This is a genomic window from Streptomyces botrytidirepellens (assembly GCF_003721215.1).
In the GTDB taxonomy this organism is placed as follows: domain Bacteria; phylum Actinomycetota; class Actinomycetes; order Streptomycetales; family Streptomycetaceae; genus Streptomyces; species Streptomyces himastatinicus.
The window spans coordinates 28,790-47,008 of record NZ_RIBZ01000145.1 but is presented as its reverse complement, the minus strand read 5'-3'; the positions used below and the strand labels follow the sequence as shown (position 1 = coordinate 47,008).

Annotated in this window: 1 protein-coding gene (running past one end of the window); it reads left to right on the top strand. The window is 73.8% G+C overall.

Translation table 11 applies throughout. The features are described 5' to 3' along the window. Positions 1-18,156 carry the 3' portion of a type I polyketide synthase gene (locus EEJ42_RS10865; protein ID WP_425472875.1) on the top strand. The gene continues 7,359 nt to the left of window position 1, outside the view, so only the last 18,156 of its 25,515 coding nucleotides appear in the window; its start codon lies beyond the left edge, outside the window; the stop codon is at positions 18,154-18,156. The last annotated feature ends 63 nt before the right edge of the window (positions 18,157-18,219 follow it).

Sequence of the window (18,219 nt, the reverse complement as noted above, 5' to 3'; positions counted from 1 at the left end):
CTTGCGGATGCTGCGAAGTTGGTCGCTGCGCGTGGTCGTTTGATGCAGGAGCTTCCGGCCGGTGGCGCGATGGTCGCCATCCAGGCCACCGAGGACGAGGTGGCGCCACTGCTCACCGAGCGCGTGAGCATCGCTGCTGTGAATGGCCCGACGTCCGTGGTCATCGCGGGCGACGAGGACGCGGCGTTGGAGATCGCCGCGTCGTTCGAGGCGCAGGGTCGTAAGACCAAGCGGCTCACGGTCAGCCACGCCTTCCACTCGCCCCGCATGGACGGCATGCTGGAGGCGTTCCGCGAGGTGGCGCAGGGTCTGTCGTACGAAGCTCCGCGCATCCCCATCGTCTCCAACCTGACCGGGGATGTCGTCTCCACCGAGGAGATCACCACCCCGGACTTCTGGGTGCGCCATGTCCGCGAGGCGGTCCGCTTCCTCGACGGTGTCCGCACCCTCGAAGCGCAGGGCGTCACCACCTTCGTCGAGCTGGGCCCGGACGGTGTCCTCACCGCCATGGCCCAGGAGAGCGCCACCGGCACCGGTGCGGCGTTCGTGGCCGCACTGCGTGCGGGACGTTCCGAGACGGAGGCCCTGACCACCGCTCTCGGCCGACTGCACGTCCGTGGGGTGGCGCCGGACTGGGCGGCGTACTTCGCCGGGACCGGTGCGTCCCGCGTCGACCTGCCCACGTACGCCTTCCAGCACCGTCGCTACTGGCCCGAGGCGCCGGTGGCGGGCCTCGCCGCCGCCGGTGTCGACGGCTGGCGGTACCAGGTGTCGTGGAAGCCGCTCTCGCTGGGTTCCGCGTCCCGCATGTCCGGTGTCTGGCTCGTCGTCGCCCCCGCCGAGGACGCGGAGGCGGACACGTGGACGGCCGGTGTCGTCCGCACGCTCACCGAGCGCGGCGCCGAGGTGCGGCAGCTCGCGCTGGTGGCCGAGGACCGCGCGGGCATCGCCGAGCAGCTGCGTACGGTGGCCGATGGCGGCCCCGTCGCCGGGGTTCTCTCGCTGCTGGGCGCCGGGGACGCCGATGCCCTGCTGTCCACGGCCGCGCTCGTGCAGGCGCTGGGCGACGCCGCGATCGACGCGCCGCTGTGGTGTGCGACGCGGGGCGCGGTGTCGACGGGACGTCAGGGCGAGGTCGTGGACCCGGCCCGGGCGCGGGTCTGGGGCCTGGGCCGCGTCGCGGCCCTGGAGCTGCCCGACCGCTGGGGCGGTCTGGTCGACCTGCCCGAGACCCCGACCGACCGGGTGCTGTCGCGGCTGGCAACGGTACTGGCCGGGTCCGGGGGCGAGGACCAGATCGCGGTCCGCCCGTCCGGTGTCTTCGGCCGCCGCCTCGCGCACGCCACCGCACGGCCGGTGCCGGAGTCCGAGAGCTGGAGCGCTCGCGGCACGGTCCTGGTGACGGGCGGTACGGGCGCCCTGGGCGCCCAGGTGGCCCGCTGGCTGGTCGACAACGGCGCCGAGCACGTGGTGCTCACCAGCCGCCGTGGCCTGGACGCGCCGGGCGCGGCCGAACTGCGCGACGAACTCGCCGCATCGGGCGCCCGCGTGACCGTCGCCGCGTGCGATGTGGCCGACCGGGAGGCCCTGGCCGGGCTGCTGGCCGGGCTGCCCGCCGAGATGCCGCTGACGGCCGTGGTGCACGCGGCCGGTGTGCTGGACGACGGCGTACTGGAGTCGCTGACTCCCGAGCGCATCAGCGGTGTGCTGCGGGCGAAGGCCGACGCCGCGCTCGCGCTGGACGAGCTGACGCGCGACCTGGACCTGTCCGCGTTCGTGCTGTTCTCCTCGACCAGCGGCACAGTGGGCGCCGCCGGGCAGGCCAACTACGCCGCCGCGAACGCCTTCCTGGACGCGCTGGCCGAGCGGCGGCGCGCCGAGGGCCTGCCCGCCACCTCCATCGCCTGGGGCCCGTGGGCCGCGGGCGGCATGGCCGCCGACGAGGCGCTGGAGCAGCGCATGCGCCGCGCCGGTATGCCGCCCATGGATGCCGACCTCGCGCTCGGCGCACTCCAGCGCGCCCTCGACCTGGGCGACGCGGCCGTGACGGTCGCGGACGTCGACTGGGACCAGTTCGCCCCGGGCTTCACCGCCGGGCGGCCCAGCCCGCTGCTGGCCGACCTGCCGGAGGTCCGGCACGCCGCTGTGGCCCCCGGCGAAACGGTGGCCGTCGAGTCGGCGTCCGCGCTGGCCCAACGGCTCCTCGGCCTGCCCGAGGCGGAACGCCACCGGGCGCTGCTGGACCTCGTACGGACCCATGTGGCGGACGTGCTCGGCCACGCCGACGTGTCCGACATCAGCGCCGAACGGGCCTTCCGCGACATCGGTTTCGACTCCCTCACCGCCGTCGAACTGCGCAACGGCCTCAACGCCGCCACCGATCTGCGGCTCCCCGCCACGCTCGTCTACGACTACCCGACGCCGATCGCCCTCGCCGACCACCTGTTCGCCGAGCTGCTCGGCGAACCGGCCACCGCCACCGCCACCGGCGGCGCGCTGACCGCGGGTGCGGCGGCCGACGACGACCCGATCGCGATCGTCGCGATGAGCTGCCGCTTCCCGGGCGGTGTCCACACCCCCGAGGCGCTGTGGCAGCTGCTCGAAGCCGGTACGGACGTGATCTCGGGCATGCCCACCGACCGCGGCTGGGACCTGGCCTCGCTCTACAACCCGGACCCGGACGTCGAGGGCACCTCGTACGCCCGCGGGGGCGGCTTCCTGCACGACGCCGCCGACTTCGACCCCGGGTTCTTCGGGATCTCGCCGCGTGAGGCGCTGGCGATGGATCCGCAGCAGCGGTTGCTGCTGGAGACGTCGTGGGAGGCGTTCGAGCGGGCGGGCATCGACCCGGCCACGCTGCGCGGCTCCACCGCCGGTGTCTTCGTCGGCACCAACGGCCAGGACTATCTGTCGCTGCTGCTGGGCGACTCGCAGGGCCTCGAAGGCCACATGGGCACGGGCAACGCGGCGAGCGTCATCTCCGGCCGACTCGCCTACACCTTCGGCCTCGAAGGCCCGGCGGTCACCATCGACACAGCGTGCTCCTCGTCGCTGGTCGCCCTCCACTCGGCGATCCAGGCACTGCGCGGCGGGGAATGCTCGCTCGCGCTGGCCGGTGGTGTGACCGTGATGTCCACCCCCGGTGTGTTCGTGGACTTCAGCCGTCAGCGCGGGCTCGCCGAGGACGGCCGCATCAAGGCGTTCGCGGCCGGTGCGGACGGCACCGGCTGGGGCGAGGGCGTCGGCATGCTGCTCGTGGAGCGGCTGTCGGACGCCCGCCGCAACGGCCACCCGGTGCTCGCGCTCGTACGCGGCACGGCGGTCAACCAGGACGGTGCGAGCAACGGCCTGACGGCGCCGAACGGCCCCTCGCAACAGCGTGTCATCCGGCAGGCGCTGGCCGGTGCGGGTCTGTCCGCCGCCGAGGTGGACGCGGTCGAGGCGCACGGGACGGGCACCCGGCTGGGCGACCCGATCGAGGCGCAGGCTCTGCTCGCCACGTACGGCCAGGACCGCGACGCGGACCGGCCCCTGCTGCTGGGCTCCATCAAGTCCAACCTCGGCCACACCCAGGCCGCGGCCGGTGTCGCCGGTGTGATGAAGATGGTCCTCGCCATGCGCCACGGGGTGCTGCCGCGAACCCTGCACGTGGACGAGCCGACGCCGCACGTCGACTGGTCGGCGGGTGAGCTGGAGCTGCTGACGGAGGCGCGGGAGTGGCCGCGGACCGAGCACCCGCGTCGCGCGGGTGTATCGTCCTTCGGCTTCAGTGGCACCAACGCCCACGCGGTTCTGGAAGAGGCCCCGGCCCTCCCCACCCTTGAGCCCGCCGAGACCGACGCCGAGACCGATCAGGACACGGCGCTCCCGGTCCTGCTGTCCGCCCGGACCCCGGAGGGGCTGCGCGCCCAGGCCGGGCAGCTGCACACCTACCTGACCGCGCGGCCCGACGTACGGACCGCCGACCTCGGCCACGCGCTGGCCGTCGGCCGCTCGTCCTTCGAGGAGCGGGCGGCGCTGGTCGCCGACGACAGGGCCGGGCTGCTGTCCGGCCTGGAAGCGCTCGCCGAGGGCCGTACGACGGCCGGACTCATCGAGGGCTCGGTGGCCGGTGGCCGGGTGGCGTTCCTGTTCACGGGCCAGGGAAGCCAGCGGCTGGGGATGGGGCGTGAGCTGTACAACGCCTATCCGGTGTTCGCGGAAGCGCTGGATGCCGTATGCGATGCGCTGGATCCGCACCTTGAACGGCCGCTGAAGACGTTGGTGTTCGGGGACGACGCCTCGGTGCTGGACCAGACGGCGTTCACTCAGCCTGCGCTGTTCGCGGTCGAGGTGGCGTTGTTCCGGCTGGTCGAGGCGTGGGGTCTGCGGCCTGACTTCCTCTCCGGCCACTCGATCGGTGAGTTGGCCGCCGCCCATGTGGCGGGTGTGCTCTCGCTCGCGGATGCGGCGAAGCTGGTGGCGGCGCGTGGGCGGCTGATGCAGGAGCTTCCGGCCGGTGGCGCGATGGTCGCGGTGCAGGCGTCGGAGGACGAGGTGGCGCCGCTGCTGACCGAGCGTGTCTCGATCGCCGCTGTGAATGGCCCGACCTCCGTGGTCATCGCGGGTGACGAGGACGGCGCCGTACAGATCGCGGCGACCTTCGAGGCGCAGGGTCGTAAGACCAAGCGGCTCACGGTCAGCCATGCATTCCATTCGCCGCGTATGGACGGGATGCTGGAAGCGTTCCGTGAGGTTGCGGAGGGGCTGTCGTACGAGGCTCCGCGTATCCCGATCGTGTCCAACCTGACCGGTGCCGTGGTGTCCGCCGAGGAGATCACGACTGCCGACTTCTGGGTGCGCCACGTTCGCGAAGCGGTCCGCTTCCTCGACGGCATCCGCACCCTGGAGGCGCAGGGCGTCACGACGTACGTCGAGCTGGGCCCGGACGGTGTGCTGACCGCGATGGCGCAGGAGTGCGTGACCGGGGACGATGCGGCGTTCGCATCCGCCCTCCGCAAGGACCGTCCCGAGGCCGAGGCGCTGTCGATCGCCGTCGCGCGGGCGCATGTCCGGGGCGTGGCGGTGGACTGGGCGGCCTACTACGCCCACACCCGGACCACCCGCGTCGACCCGGCCGAGCTGCCCACGTACCCCTTCCAGCGTCAGCGCTACTGGCCGAAGGTGTCGTCGCTGTTCCTCGGCGATGTCGCGGCCCTGGGCCTGGGCGAGGCCGAGCATCCGCTGCTCGGCGCGCGCGCCGAACTCCCCAGTGCGGACGGGACGTTGTTCACCGGCCGCCTGGCGCTGTCGACGCACCCGTGGCTCGCCGACCACACGATCATGGACACGGTGCTGCTGCCGGGCACCGCGTTCGTGGAGCTGGCGATCCGCGCCGGTGACCAGGTCGGCTGCGACGTGCTGGAGGAGCTGACCCTCGAAGCGCCGCTGGTCCTGCCCGAGGAGGGCGGCGTCCAGCTGCGGCTGTGGGTCGGCGCCGCCGATGACACGGCCCGCCGCCCGCTGGAACTGCACTCCCGCGCCGAGAGCCTGTCGGCCGAGGAGCCGTGGACCCGGCACGCGTCCGGTGTGCTGGCGTCCGGTGGCATGGCGGAGGCGTCGTTCGAGCTGAGCGCATGGCCTCCGGCGGACGCGGCCGAGGTGGAGGTCGGCGACCGCTACGCGGATCTGCGGGACGTCGGCTTCGCTTACGGGCCCTCGTTCCAGGGGCTGCGCAGGGCGTGGCGGCGCGACGGCGAGGTGTTCGCCGAAGTGGCGCTGAACGAGGGAGCGGCCGAGGACGCCGCCGCGTTTGCCCTGCACCCGGCGCTGCTGGACTCCGCCCTCCACGCGCTGGGCCTCGCCGGTCTCGGTGGCACCGAGACCGAGGGGCGGCTGCCGTTCGCGTGGACGGGGATGTCGCTGTACGCGAGCGGTGCGTCGACCCTGCGCGTGCGGATGGCCGCGGTGGACGGCGACGGCGTACGGCTGGAGATCGCGGATACGCACGGTGCGCCGGTCGCGGCCGTGGAGTCGCTGGTGCTGCGCCCGGTTTCGGCCGAGCAGCTCCAGAGCGCGCGTACGGCGTACCACGAGTCGCTGTACCACGTGGAGTGGACACCGGCAGCCCCCGCGGACGTGGCCGACGGCCGCTGGGCGGCGCTGGGCCCGGACGCGTTCGGCCTGGGCGCCACGGCGTACCCGGATCTCGCGGCGCTGGGCGAGGCCGTCGATTCGGGCACGCCGCTGCCGGACCACGTAGTGATCTCCCTGGCACATAACGCCGGTCCGGGGCTGCACTCGGACGGCGCGGCACCGGGGCCGTCCGTGGACGGTGCGGCACTTGAAGACCCGGGTGCGGCAAATCAAGCCCGTCCGGCGATTGAGGACACGCCCGAAGGGCGTCCGGGGCCGTACGCAGACGGCGCGGCACTTGAAGGCCCGGGTGCGGCATCAACAGCCCGTCCGGCGTTTGAGGACCCGGGCCTTGGGGCGGAGCCCCAAGTTTCGGGAAGGGGCGGGGTGGGGGATTCCTCCTCGCCCGCCACCACGGCGCATCAGGCCACCACCCAGGTGCTGGGGCTGTTGCAGCAGTGGTTGGCCGACGACCGCTTCGCGAACTCCCGCCTCGTCCTGCTGACCTCGGGCGCCGTGGCCACCGAGCCCGCTGAGCCGGTGACGGACCTGGCAGCCGCAGCCGCGCGCGGTCTGCTGCGCTCCGCGCAGTCCGAGAACCCGGATCGCTTCCTCCTGATCGACCTCGACGCCGACGAGGACTCGCGGGCCGCGCTGCCCGCCGCCCTCGCGAGCGGCGAGACCGAGGTCGCGGTGCGACAGGGCGTCGTCAAGACGCCACGGCTGGCCCGCACCGCATCCGCGGCGACCGCCAACGCGGCCCCCGCGTGGAACCCGGACGGGACGGTGCTGGTCACCGGCGCGTCCGGTTCGCTGGGCGGCCTGTTCGCCCGCCACTTGGTGGCGGAGCGCGGCGTACGCCACCTCCTCCTGGTCAGCCGCCGCGGCGACCAGGCACCGGGTGCGGCCGAACTCACGCATGAATTGCAGGAGTTGGGCGCCGAGGTCCGATGGGCGGCATGTGACGTGGCGGACCGGGACGCGCTCGCCGCGACCCTCGCCACCATCCCCGCCGAGCACCCACTGACCGCCGTCGTGCACACGGCCGGTGTGCTGGACGACGGTGTGATCGGCTCGCTGACGCCCGAGCGCATCGACCACGTCATGCGCCCGAAGGCGGACGCGGCATGGAACCTGCACGAGCTGACCCAAGGCCTCGACCTGTCCGCGTTCCTGCTCTTCTCCTCGGCCGCCGGTGTCTTCGGCGGTCCGGGGCAGGGCAACTACGCGGCCGCCAACGTCTTCCTGGACGCGCTCGCGCAGCACCGCGCCGCACGCCTTCTGCCCGCCACCTCGCTGGCGTGGGGCCTGTGGGCCGGTGGCGGCATGGGCGACACCCTGGACGAGGCCGAGATCACCCGGATGCGACGGGCCGGAGTGCCCCCGCTGCCGGTGGCGGAAGGACTGCGGCTCTTCGACGCCGCGCTGACCGTCGACGCGGCATCGCTCGTACCGATGCGCCTGGACCTCGCGGCGCTGCGCAACCAGCCCGCGATCTCGCCGCTGCTGCGCGGCCTGGTGCGGGCCCCCGCGCGGCGCGCGGTGGACGCGGTCGCGGCCGGTGGCGACGCGGGGCTTGCGGGGCGGCTGGCCGGGCTGAGCGTGGCGGAGCAGGAGCGGTTGCTGCTGGATCTGGTGCGGGCGCAGGTGGCGACCGTGCTGGGCTACGGCGGCGCGGACACCATCGGTGCCGGTCGGGCGTTCAAGGATCTGGGCTTCGACTCGTTGACGGCGGTGGAGCTGCGTAATCAGCTCAACGCCGTGACCGGGCTGCGGCTGCCCGCGACCCTCATCTTCGACTACCCGGACCCCCAGGTTCTGGCCCGCTACCTGCGGACCGAGCTGGTGGGCGACGAACCGGCGGAGGTGCACACGCCGGTGCCGGTGTCGGCCACCGCCACCGACGACGACCCGATCGTCATCGTCGGCATGAGCTGCCGCTACCCCGGCGGGGTCACCACCCCCGAGGAGCTGTGGCAGCTCGTCACGGGTGCCACCGACGCCATCTCCCCGTTCCCCGCCGACCGTGGCTGGGACCTCGACGCGCTCTACAGCGACGACCCCGACCAGGTGGGCACCAGCTACACCCGCGAGGGCGGCTTCCTGCACGACGCGGCCGAGTTCGACCCGGAGTTCTTCGGCATCAACCCGCGCGAGGCCCTGGCGATGGACCCGCAGCAGCGGTTGCTGCTGGAGACGTCGTGGGAGGCGTTCGAGCGCGCGGGCATCGACCCGACGGCGGTGCGCGGCAGCCGGACCGGTGTGTTCGCCGGCGTCATGTACCACGACTATCTGACGCGGCTGACCGCCGTCCCCGAGGGGCTCGAGGGCTATCTCGGCACCGGTGGCGCGGGCAGCATCGCGTCGGGCCGGGTCGCGTACACCTTCGGTCTGGAGGGCCCGGCGGTCACCATCGACACGGCGTGCTCGTCGTCGCTGGTGGTGCTGCACCTGGCCGCACAGGCGCTGCGCAACGGCGAATGCTCGCTCGCCCTGGCCGGTGGTGTCACCGTCATGGCCACCCCGGACACGTTCGTCGACTTCAGCCGCCAGCAGGGCCTGTCCACCGACGGCCGTTGCAAGTCGTTCGCCGCGTCGGCGGACGGCACGGGCTGGGCCGAGGGCGCGGGCATGCTGCTCGTGGAGCGGCTGTCGGATGCCCGGAAGAACGGCCACCAGGTGCTGGCGGTCGTGCGCGGCTCGGCCGTCAACCAGGACGGTGCGTCGAACGGTCTGACGGCGCCCAACGGCCCGTCCCAGCAGCGCGTCATCCGCGAAGCGCTCACCAGCGCACGGCTCACCACCGCCGATGTCGACGTGGTGGAGGCGCACGGCACCGGTACGACCCTGGGTGACCCGATCGAGGCGCAGGCGCTGCTGGCCACCTACGGCCGGGAGCGGCCGGAGGGGCAGCCGCTGTGGCTGGGCTCCCTCAAGTCGAACATCGGCCACACGCAGGCCGCGGCCGGTGTCGCGGGCATCATCAAGATGATCATGGCGATGCGCCACGGTGTGCTGCCGCAGACGCTGCACGTGGACGAGCCCACCCCGCACGTGGACTGGGCATCGGGCGACCTCGAGCTGCTGACCGACGCCCGGCCCTGGCCGGAACTCGGCCGACCGCGCCGGGCGGCCGTGTCGTCGTTCGGCGTGAGCGGGACGAACGCGCACACCATCCTGGAGCAGCCCCCGGCCCCCGAGGAGGCCCCCGCGACCGCTCCGGTGGCGGAACTGCCGACGGTGCCGTGGGTGCTCTCCGGCAAGACCGAGGCCGCCCTGCGCGGCCAGGCCGAACGGCTCCTGGCCCACCTCGGTACCCACGCCGACCTGGACGCCACGGACGTCGGCTACGCGCTGGCCACCGGCAGGGCGGCCCTGGACCACCGTGCGGTGGCGGTCGGCGAGGACCGCGCCGCGCTGGTCGCGGGCCTGGAGGCGCTGGCGCGGGGTGAGTCGGCCGCGGGGCTCGTCGAGGGCTCGGTGGCGGACGGCAAGGTGGCGTTCCTGTTCACGGGTCAGGGGAGCCAGCGCCTCGGGATGGGCCGTGAGCTGTACGAGGCGTACCCGGTGTTCGCGGAGGCGCTGGACGCCGTATGCGATGCGCTGGACCCGCACCTCGAAACGCCGCTGAAGACGGTGCTGTTCGGGGACGACGCCTCGCTGCTGGACCAGACCGGTTACACCCAGCCCGCGCTGTTCGCGGTCGAGGTGGCGCTGTTCCGGCTGGCCGAAGCCTGGGGTGTGCGCGCGGACTTCCTCTCCGGGCACTCCATCGGCGAGCTGGCCGCCGCCCATGTGGCGGGCGTGCTCTCCCTCGCGGATGCTGCGAAGTTGGTCGCGGCGCGTGGTCGCCTGATGCAGGAGCTTCCGGCCGGTGGCGCGATGATCGCGGTGCAGGCGTCGGAGGACGAGGTGACGCCGCGGCTCACGGAGCGCGTCAGCATCGCTGCCCTCAATGGGCCCACGTCGGTGGTGATCGCGGGTGACGAGGGCGCTGTTGTCGAGATTGCGGCGGGCTTCGAGGCGCAGGGTCGTAAGACCAAGCGGCTCACGGTCAGCCACGCGTTCCACTCGCCGCGTATGGACGGCATGTCGGACGCGTTCCGCGAGGTCGCGCAGGGGCTGTCGTACGAGGCCCCGCGCATCCCGATCGTTTCGAACCTCACCGGAAACGTCGTCTCCGCTGAGGAGATCACCAGCCCCGACTTCTGGGTGCGCCACGTCCGCGAAGCGGTCCGCTTCCTGGACGGCGTTCGCACGCTCGAAGCGCAGGGCGTCACCACCTACGTCGAGCTGGGCCCGGACGGTGTGCTCACCGCCATGGCGCAGGAGTGCATCACCGACACCGCCGCCTTCGTCCCGGCGCTGCGCAAGGGCCGTGCCGAGCCGGAGTCTCTGACCGGTGCTCTGGCCGCGCTGCACACCCGGGGCGTCGCCCTCGACTGGCGGGCCTTCTTCGCCGGTACGGGCGCCGGGCGGGTCGACCTGCCGACGTACGCCTTCCAGCGGCAGCGCTTCTGGGTGGAGAACCCGGAGGAGGTCCGCGAGGCGGTGGCGGCCATGGATTCCGTGGACGCCCGGTTCTGGGAGGCCGTGGAGCGCGAGGATCTGACCGCGCTCGCCGGGGCGCTCCAGTCCGAGGACGCGGACGAGCTGTCCTCGCTGAGCGCCGTCCTGCCGATGCTGTCCTCGTGGCGGCGTCGGCGGAGCGAGCGGTCCACCGTCGACGCCTGGCGCTACCAGGTGACGTGGAAGCCGGTGACCGCCCGTGGCGCTGGGACGCTGAGCGGCCGGTGGCTGGTCGTCGCGCCCACCAAGGGAACAGGCGACGTCTGGGCCGAGGGGATCGTACGGACGCTGTCCGCACGCGGTGCCGAGGCGCAGCGGATCGAGCCGGCCGCCGAGGACCGTGCGGGCATGGCCGAGGGGCTGCGCGAGGCGGTCGCGGAGGGCCCGGTGGCGGGTGTGTTCGCGCTGCCGTCCGTCGCCGCGGGCGCCGATGGCCTGCTCCGTACGGCCGCCCTGACCCAGGCGCTGGTCGACCTGGGCGTGGACGCGCCGCTGTGGGTCGCCACGCGCGGCGCGGTCTCCACCGGCCGGTCCGACGGCTTGGTGGACGCGTGGCAGGCACGGGTGTGGGGCCTGGGGCGGGTTGCCGCCCTGGAGCTTCCCGAGCAGTGGGGCGGGCTCGTCGATCTGCCGGAGACGGCGGACGACCGGGCGCTGTCCCGGCTGGCGGGCGTCCTGGCCGGGATTGACGGCGAGGACCAGGTGGCGGTGCGCGCCTCCGGTGTCTTCGGCCGTCGCCTGACCCGCGCCTCCGTCTCCTCGCGCGGCCGCACCTGGCAGCCGGGCACGGGATCCATTCTGGTGACCGGCGGTACGGGCGCGCTGGGCGCGCAGGTGGCCCGCTGGCTGGTGGCCCGGGGCGCCGCACACGTGGTGCTCACGAGCCGCCGCGGTCTCGACGCGCCCGGCGCGGCCGAGCTGCGGGACGAACTCACCGCCTCCGGGGCCAGGATCACGGTCGCGGCCTGCGACGCCGCCGACCGTGACGCGCTGGCCGCGCTGGTGGCCGGGCTCCCGGCCGAGCTGCCGCTGACGGCCGTCATCCACGCCGCCGGTGTGCTGGACGACGGCGTACTGGAGTCGCTGACGCCCGAGCGCTTCGCCACCGTGCTGCGCGCGAAGGCCGACGCCGCCGCCAACCTGCACGAGGTGACGCGGGAGCTGGACCTCACGGCGTTCGTCCTCTTCTCCTCGTTCGCCGGTTCCATGGGCGCCGCGGGCCAGGCCAACTACGCCGCCGCGAACGCCTTCCTGGACGCGCTCGCCGAGCGCCGCCGGGCCGAGGGCCTGCCCGCCACGTCGATCGCCTGGGGCCCGTGGGCCGAGGGCGGCATGGCCGCGGACGACGCGCTGGAGCAGCGCATGCGCCGCGCCGGTGTGCCGCCGATGGCGGCGGACCTGGCCATCGCCGCGCTCCAGCGTGCCCTGGACCTGGACGAGACGACCGTCATGGTCGCGGACATCGACTGGGAGCGGCTGGCCCCCGGCTTCGCCGCGTCCCGGCCGAGCCCGCTGCTGCGGGACCTGCCCGAGGCGCGCACGGCGCTGGAGGCCGAGGCCGGGCAGACGGCCCGTACGGCCGGTGGCGGCGCGGACGAGACCTCGCTCGCGCAGCGGCTCGCGGCCGTTCCGGCGGCGGAGCGCGCACGCGTGCTGCTGGACCTGGTGCGTTCCGCCGTGGCGGACGTCCTCGGCCACGCCGACGCCGAAGCGGTGGAGGCGAGCCGGGCGTTCAGCGAGCTGGGCTTCGACTCGCTGACCGCCGTCGAGCTGCGCAACCGGCTGAACACCGTGACCGGGCTGCGGCTGCCGCCCACCCTGGTCTACGACTACCCGACGTCGACGGCGCTCGCCGACCACCTCCGCACGGAGTTCCTGGGCGACGAGAGCGCGGTCGACACCGCCACCACGTCCGTGGGCGTCGTGGTCGATGACGACCCGATCGCCATCGTGGGCATGAGCTGCCGCTTCCCGGGCGGGGTGGACTCGCCCGAGGAGCTGTGGCGGCTGCTGTCCTCCGGGCAGGACGCGGTGACGGACTTCCCGGCCGACCGTGGCTGGGACGTCGAGTCGCTGTACGACCCGGAGCCGGGCGCCGAGAACACCACCTACGTCCGAGAAGGCGGATTCCTGGCGGACGCCGGGGACTTCGACGCGGCGTTCTTCGGGATCTCGCCGCGCGAGGCGATGGCGATGGACCCGCAGCAGCGGTTGCTGCTGGAGACGTCGTGGGAGGCGTTCGAGCGGGCGGGCATCGACCCGACGACGCTGCGCGGCCAGCAGGTCGGCGTGTTCGCCGGTACGAACGGCCAGGACTACATGTCGCTCGTCCTCCACTCGCAGGACGGCGGCGACGGCTTCATGGGCACGGGCAACGCGGCCAGTGTGATGTCCGGCCGGGTGTCGTACGCGCTGGGCCTGGAGGGCCCGGCGGTCACCGTCGACACGGCCTGCTCGTCGTCGCTCGTCGCGCTGCACTGGGCGATTCAGGCGTTGCGGGCGGGGGAGTGCTCGTTGGCGCTGGCCGGTGGTGTGACGGTGATGTCGACGCCGGGTTCGTTCGTGGACTTCAGCCGTCAGCGGGGTCTCGCGGCGGACGGCCGTATCAAGGCGTTTGCGGCCGGTGCGGATGGCACCGGCTGGGGCGAGGGCGTGGGCATGCTGCTCGTGGAGCGGCTGTCGGACGCCCGCCGCAACGGCCACACCGTGCTGGCGACGGTGCGCGGCAGCGCGATCAACCAGGACGGCGCGTCGAACGGCCTGACGGCGCCGAACGGCCCGTCGCAGCAGCGGGTCATCCGGCAGGCGCTCGCCGGTGCCGGTCTCTCGGCGTCCGAGGTGGACGCGGTCGAGGCCCATGGCACCGGGACGACGCTGGGCGATCCGATCGAGGCGCAGGCGCTGCTGGCCACCTACGGCCAGGACCGGCCGGACAACCTGCCGCTGCTGCTCGGCTCCATCAAGTCCAACATCGGTCACACGCAGGCCGCGGCCGGTGTGGCGGGCGTGATGAAGATGGTGCTGGCGTTGCAGCACGGCGTACTGCCGCAGACCCTGCACGTGGACGAGCCGACGCCGCACGTCGACTGGTCCGCCGGTGAGCTGGAGCTGCTGACGGAGGCGCGGGAGTGGCCGGAGACCGGCCGTCCGCGCCGGGCCGCGGTGTCGGCGTTCGGCATCAGCGGTACGAACGCGCACACCGTGCTGGAGCAGGCCCCGGCCCCGGACGAGGCCCCCGCCACCGGTCCGGTGGCGGAGCTGCCGACGGTGCCGTGGGTGCTGTCGGGCAAGTCCCGGGCCGCCGTACGCGGTCAGGCCGAACGGCTGCTGGCCCACCTCGGCGGCGACGCCGCAGCCATCGATGTCGCGTACTCGCTGGCCACGACCCGCACCGCCATGGACCACCGGGCCGTGCTCACCGCGGACGGCGGGGACGGGCTGCCGGCCGGTCTCGCGGCGCTGGCGCGCGGCGAGTCCGAGGTGCCGGGCCTGGTCGAGGGCTCGGTGGCCGGTGGCAAGGTGGCGTTCCTGTTCACGGGTCAGGGCAGCCAGCGGCTGGGCATGGGGCGCGAGCTGTACGAGGCGTACCCGGTGTTCGCGGACGCCCTCGATGAGGTGTGCGCCCACCTGGACGCGCATCTGGAACGGCCGCTGCGTGACGTTCTCTTCGGTGAGGACGCCGCCGCGCTGGACCAGACCGGATTCACCCAGCCGGCGCTGTTCGCCATCGAGGTGGCGCTGTTCCGGCTGGTGGAGGCGTGGGGTCTGCGTGCGGACTTCCTGTCCGGTCACTCCATCGGTGAGCTGGCCGCTGCCCATGTGGCGGGTGTGCTGTCCCTCGCGGACGCTGCGAAGTTGGTGGCGGCGCGTGGGCGGTTGATGCAGGAGCTGCCCGCCGGTGGCGCGATGATCGCCGTCCAGGCATCGGAGGACGAGGTGTTGCCGCTGCTCACCGAGCGCGTCAGCATCGCCGCCCTCAACGGGCCCACGTCGGTGGTCATCGCGGGTGACGAGGATGACGCCGTGCAGATTGCGGCGTTCTTCGAGGCGCAGGGTCGTAAGGCCAAGCGGCTCACCGTCAGCCACGCCTTCCACTCGCCTCGCATGGACGGCATGCTGGAGGCGTTCCGCGAGCTGGCGCAGGGGCTTTCGTACGAGACCCCGAGCATCCCGATCGTCTCCAACCTCACCGGGGAGGTCGTCTCCGCCGAGGAGATCACCAACCCGGACTTCTGGGTGCGCCACGTCCGCGAAGCGGTCCGCTTCCTCGACGGCGTCCGCACCCTCGAAGCGCGGGGCGTCACCACGTACGTCGAGCTGGGCCCGGACGGTGTGCTCACCGCCATGGCCCAGGAGTGCGTGACCGCCGACGACATCGCGTTCGTCTCCGCGCTGCGCAAGGGCAAGCCGGAGGCCGAGGCGCTGACCAACGCCCTCGCGCGGCTCCACGTCCGTGGCCTGGCCCCGGACTGGGAGGCGTTCTTCGCGGGTACGGGCGCGCGGAAGGTCGGGCTGCCGACGTACGCGTTCCAGCGCAGCCGCTACTGGGTGGACGCGCTGCTCAACCTGGACGAGGTGGCCTCGGCCGGGCTCGGTTCGGCCGGTCACCCGCTGCTGGGCGCGGCGGTTGAGCTGCCCGACGCGGACGCGTACCTCTTCTCCGGGCGGCTCTCGCTCGCGTCGCACGCGTGGCTGGCGGACCACACGGTCGCCGATACGGCCGTGCTGCCGGGCTCCGCGTTCGTGGAGCTGGCGGTGCGCGCCGGGGACCACGTGGGCTGTGGGCTGCTGGCGGAGCTGGACCTCGAGGAGCCGCTGATCCTGCCGGAGCGCGGCGGGGTTCAGCTGCGCGTGTCGGTCGGCGAGCCCGACGGCCAGGGCCGTCGCCCGCTGGCGGTGTACTCGCGCCCGGAGGGTGCGGAGTCCGACCAGCCGTGGACGCGGCACGCCGGTGGCGTTCTCGCATCGGCCGAGGCCCCGGCTCCCGTTGCCGAGTTCGCCGTATGGCCGCCCGCCGGCGCGGAGCCGGTCGACACCGATGCGCTGTACGCGGGCATGGCGCGTGCCGGGCTGCTGCACGGCCCGGCGTTCCAGAGCGTGCGGCACGTGTGGCGGCGCGGCGAGGAGCTGTTCGCGGAGGTGCGCGTCGGCGAGGCGCAGCAGGCGGACGCCGCCCGCTTCGCGCTGCACCCGGCGCTGCTGGACGGTGCGCTCCAGCCGCTGGGGCTGGGCGTGGACGGTGCCGCGGTGGCGGCCTCGTGGCGGGGGCTGAGCCTGTACGCGGTGGGCGCCGAGGCGCTGCGCGTGCGGCTGGCCCCGGCGCACGCGGACGGCGCGGCGGATGGCACGGCGCACGGCGCGGTGTCGCTGGTGGCGGCCGATGAGACGGGTGCGCTCGTCGCCTCGGTGGACGCGCTGGCCGCCGAGCCGCTGGATGTGGACCGGGTCGCCGGAGCGGCGGCGACGTCCGGGCGCCGGGACACGCTGTTCCGGGTCGACTGGGCCCCGGTGGCGGCGGCTTCTGAGAGCACGCCGACGCGCTTCGCCGTGGTCGGCGGCGACGACCTCAAGCTGAGCGTGGCCCTCGACGCGGCCGGGCACACCGCCACGGCCCACGACGACCTCACGGCGCTCGACATGGCAGTCGCGATGGACGGGACGTCGCCGGACACGGTGCTGGTGCCCTTCCTGCCCGAGTCCGGAACAGGCGTCAACGACCTCGTCACGGACGCGCACGCGGCCACCCACCGGGCCCTGGGCCTGGTCCAGGAGTGGCTGAACGGCGGGAGGCCCGGCAGCGCCCGGCTGGTGCTGGTCACCCGCGGCGCCGTCGCCGCGGCCGGGGACACCGAGGTCGCGGACCTGGTGAACGCGCCCGTATGGGGGCTGCTGCGGTCCGCGCAGACGGAGAACCCGGGGCAGTTCGTCCTGCTCGACGTGGACGGCGAGGTGTCGTACCCGGCGATCGCGGCGGCGCTGGACTCGGGCGAGCCCGAGATCGCGCTGCGCGCGGGGGCGGCGTACGCACCGCGCCTGGCCCGGGTCGAGGCCCCGGCCGACGAGCGGGTGGGCGACGCCCTCAACCCCGAGGGCACCGTCCTCGTCACCGGCGCCACCGGTGGTCTGGGCAGGCTGGTGGCCCGCCACTTGGCCACCGCGCACGGCGCCCGCCATCTGCTGCTGACCAGCCGCAGCGGGCCCGCCGCCGAAGGCATGGCCGAACTGGTCGCCGAACTCGCCGCGTTGGGTGCCGAGGCCACGGTCGTCGCGTGTGACGCGGCCGACCGGGAGGCGCTGGCCGGGCTGCTGGCCGGGATTCCGGCCGACCGTCCGCTGACGGCCGTGGTGCACACCGCGGGCGTCCTCGACGACGGTGTCATCGACATGCTGACGCCGGAGCGGGTCGACCGCGTGCTGCGGCCGAAGGTCGACGCGGCGGTCAACCTGCACGAGCTGACCCGCGATCTGGACCTGTCCGCGTTCGTGCTCTTCTCGGCCGCGGCCGGCACGATCGGCGGCGCGGGCCAAGGCGGTTACGCGGCGGCGAACGTGTTCCTCGACGCGCTCGCCGGACACCGCCGCGCCACCGGCCTGGCCGCGCAGTCCCTCGTGTGGGGCATGTGGGCCGAGGCGCGCGGCATGGGCGGCAGGATCGGCGAAGCCGACCTCAAGCGGGCGGCGCGCGGCGGTGTGCTGCCGCTGTCCGCCGAAGAGGGCCTCGCCCTGTTCGACGCAGCCCGCGGGGTGACCGGCGAAGCGGTGCTGGTGCCCGTACGGCTGGACCTGGCGGCGCTGCGCGGCGCCGCCTCCGCCGGGGAGCTGCTGCCGCTCTACCGCGGCCTGGTGCGCACCCCGGTGCGGCGGGCCGCCGACAGCGGCGGCGCGGCCGCAACCGAAAAGGCGGACGCGACCGGGGCGGAGACCCTGGCGCAGCAGCTGGCGCGGCAGTCGGAGGCCCAGCAGGAGCGAACCGTTCTCGACCTGGTGCGCCGCCAGGTGGCCGCCGTCCTGGGCTACGCGTCGAAGGAGCAGGTGGGCGCCGAGCAGGCGTTCAAGGAGCTGGGCTTCGACTCGCTGACGGCCGTGGAACTGCGGAACCGGCTGAACACGGCCACCGGGCTGAAGCTGACGGCGACGCTGGTGTACGACTACCCGACGCCGGTGGCGCTCGCGCGGCAGCTGCGCCACGAGGTGGCGCCGGAGCCCGCGGACACCGGAATGTCCCTCACGGAGGAGCTGGAGCGGTTGGAGAACAGCCTGTCCTCGCTGGCTCCGGAGGACCTGGCGGTGGTCGCGGCGGACGAGGCCGCGCACGCGAACATCACGGTGCGCCTACAGACGCTGCTGGCGAAGTGGCACGACGTGCGTCGCACCGCGGACGACGACGGGGCGGACGCCGAGGCGGACGCGTTCGAAGAGGTCAGCGATGACGAACTCTTCGACTTCATCGACAAGAGGTTCGGCAACGGCTGAACGCGAACGGCACCCACTCCCGCACCCCCCGACGATCCAGAGCACTTGCGAATAGGTGAAGGT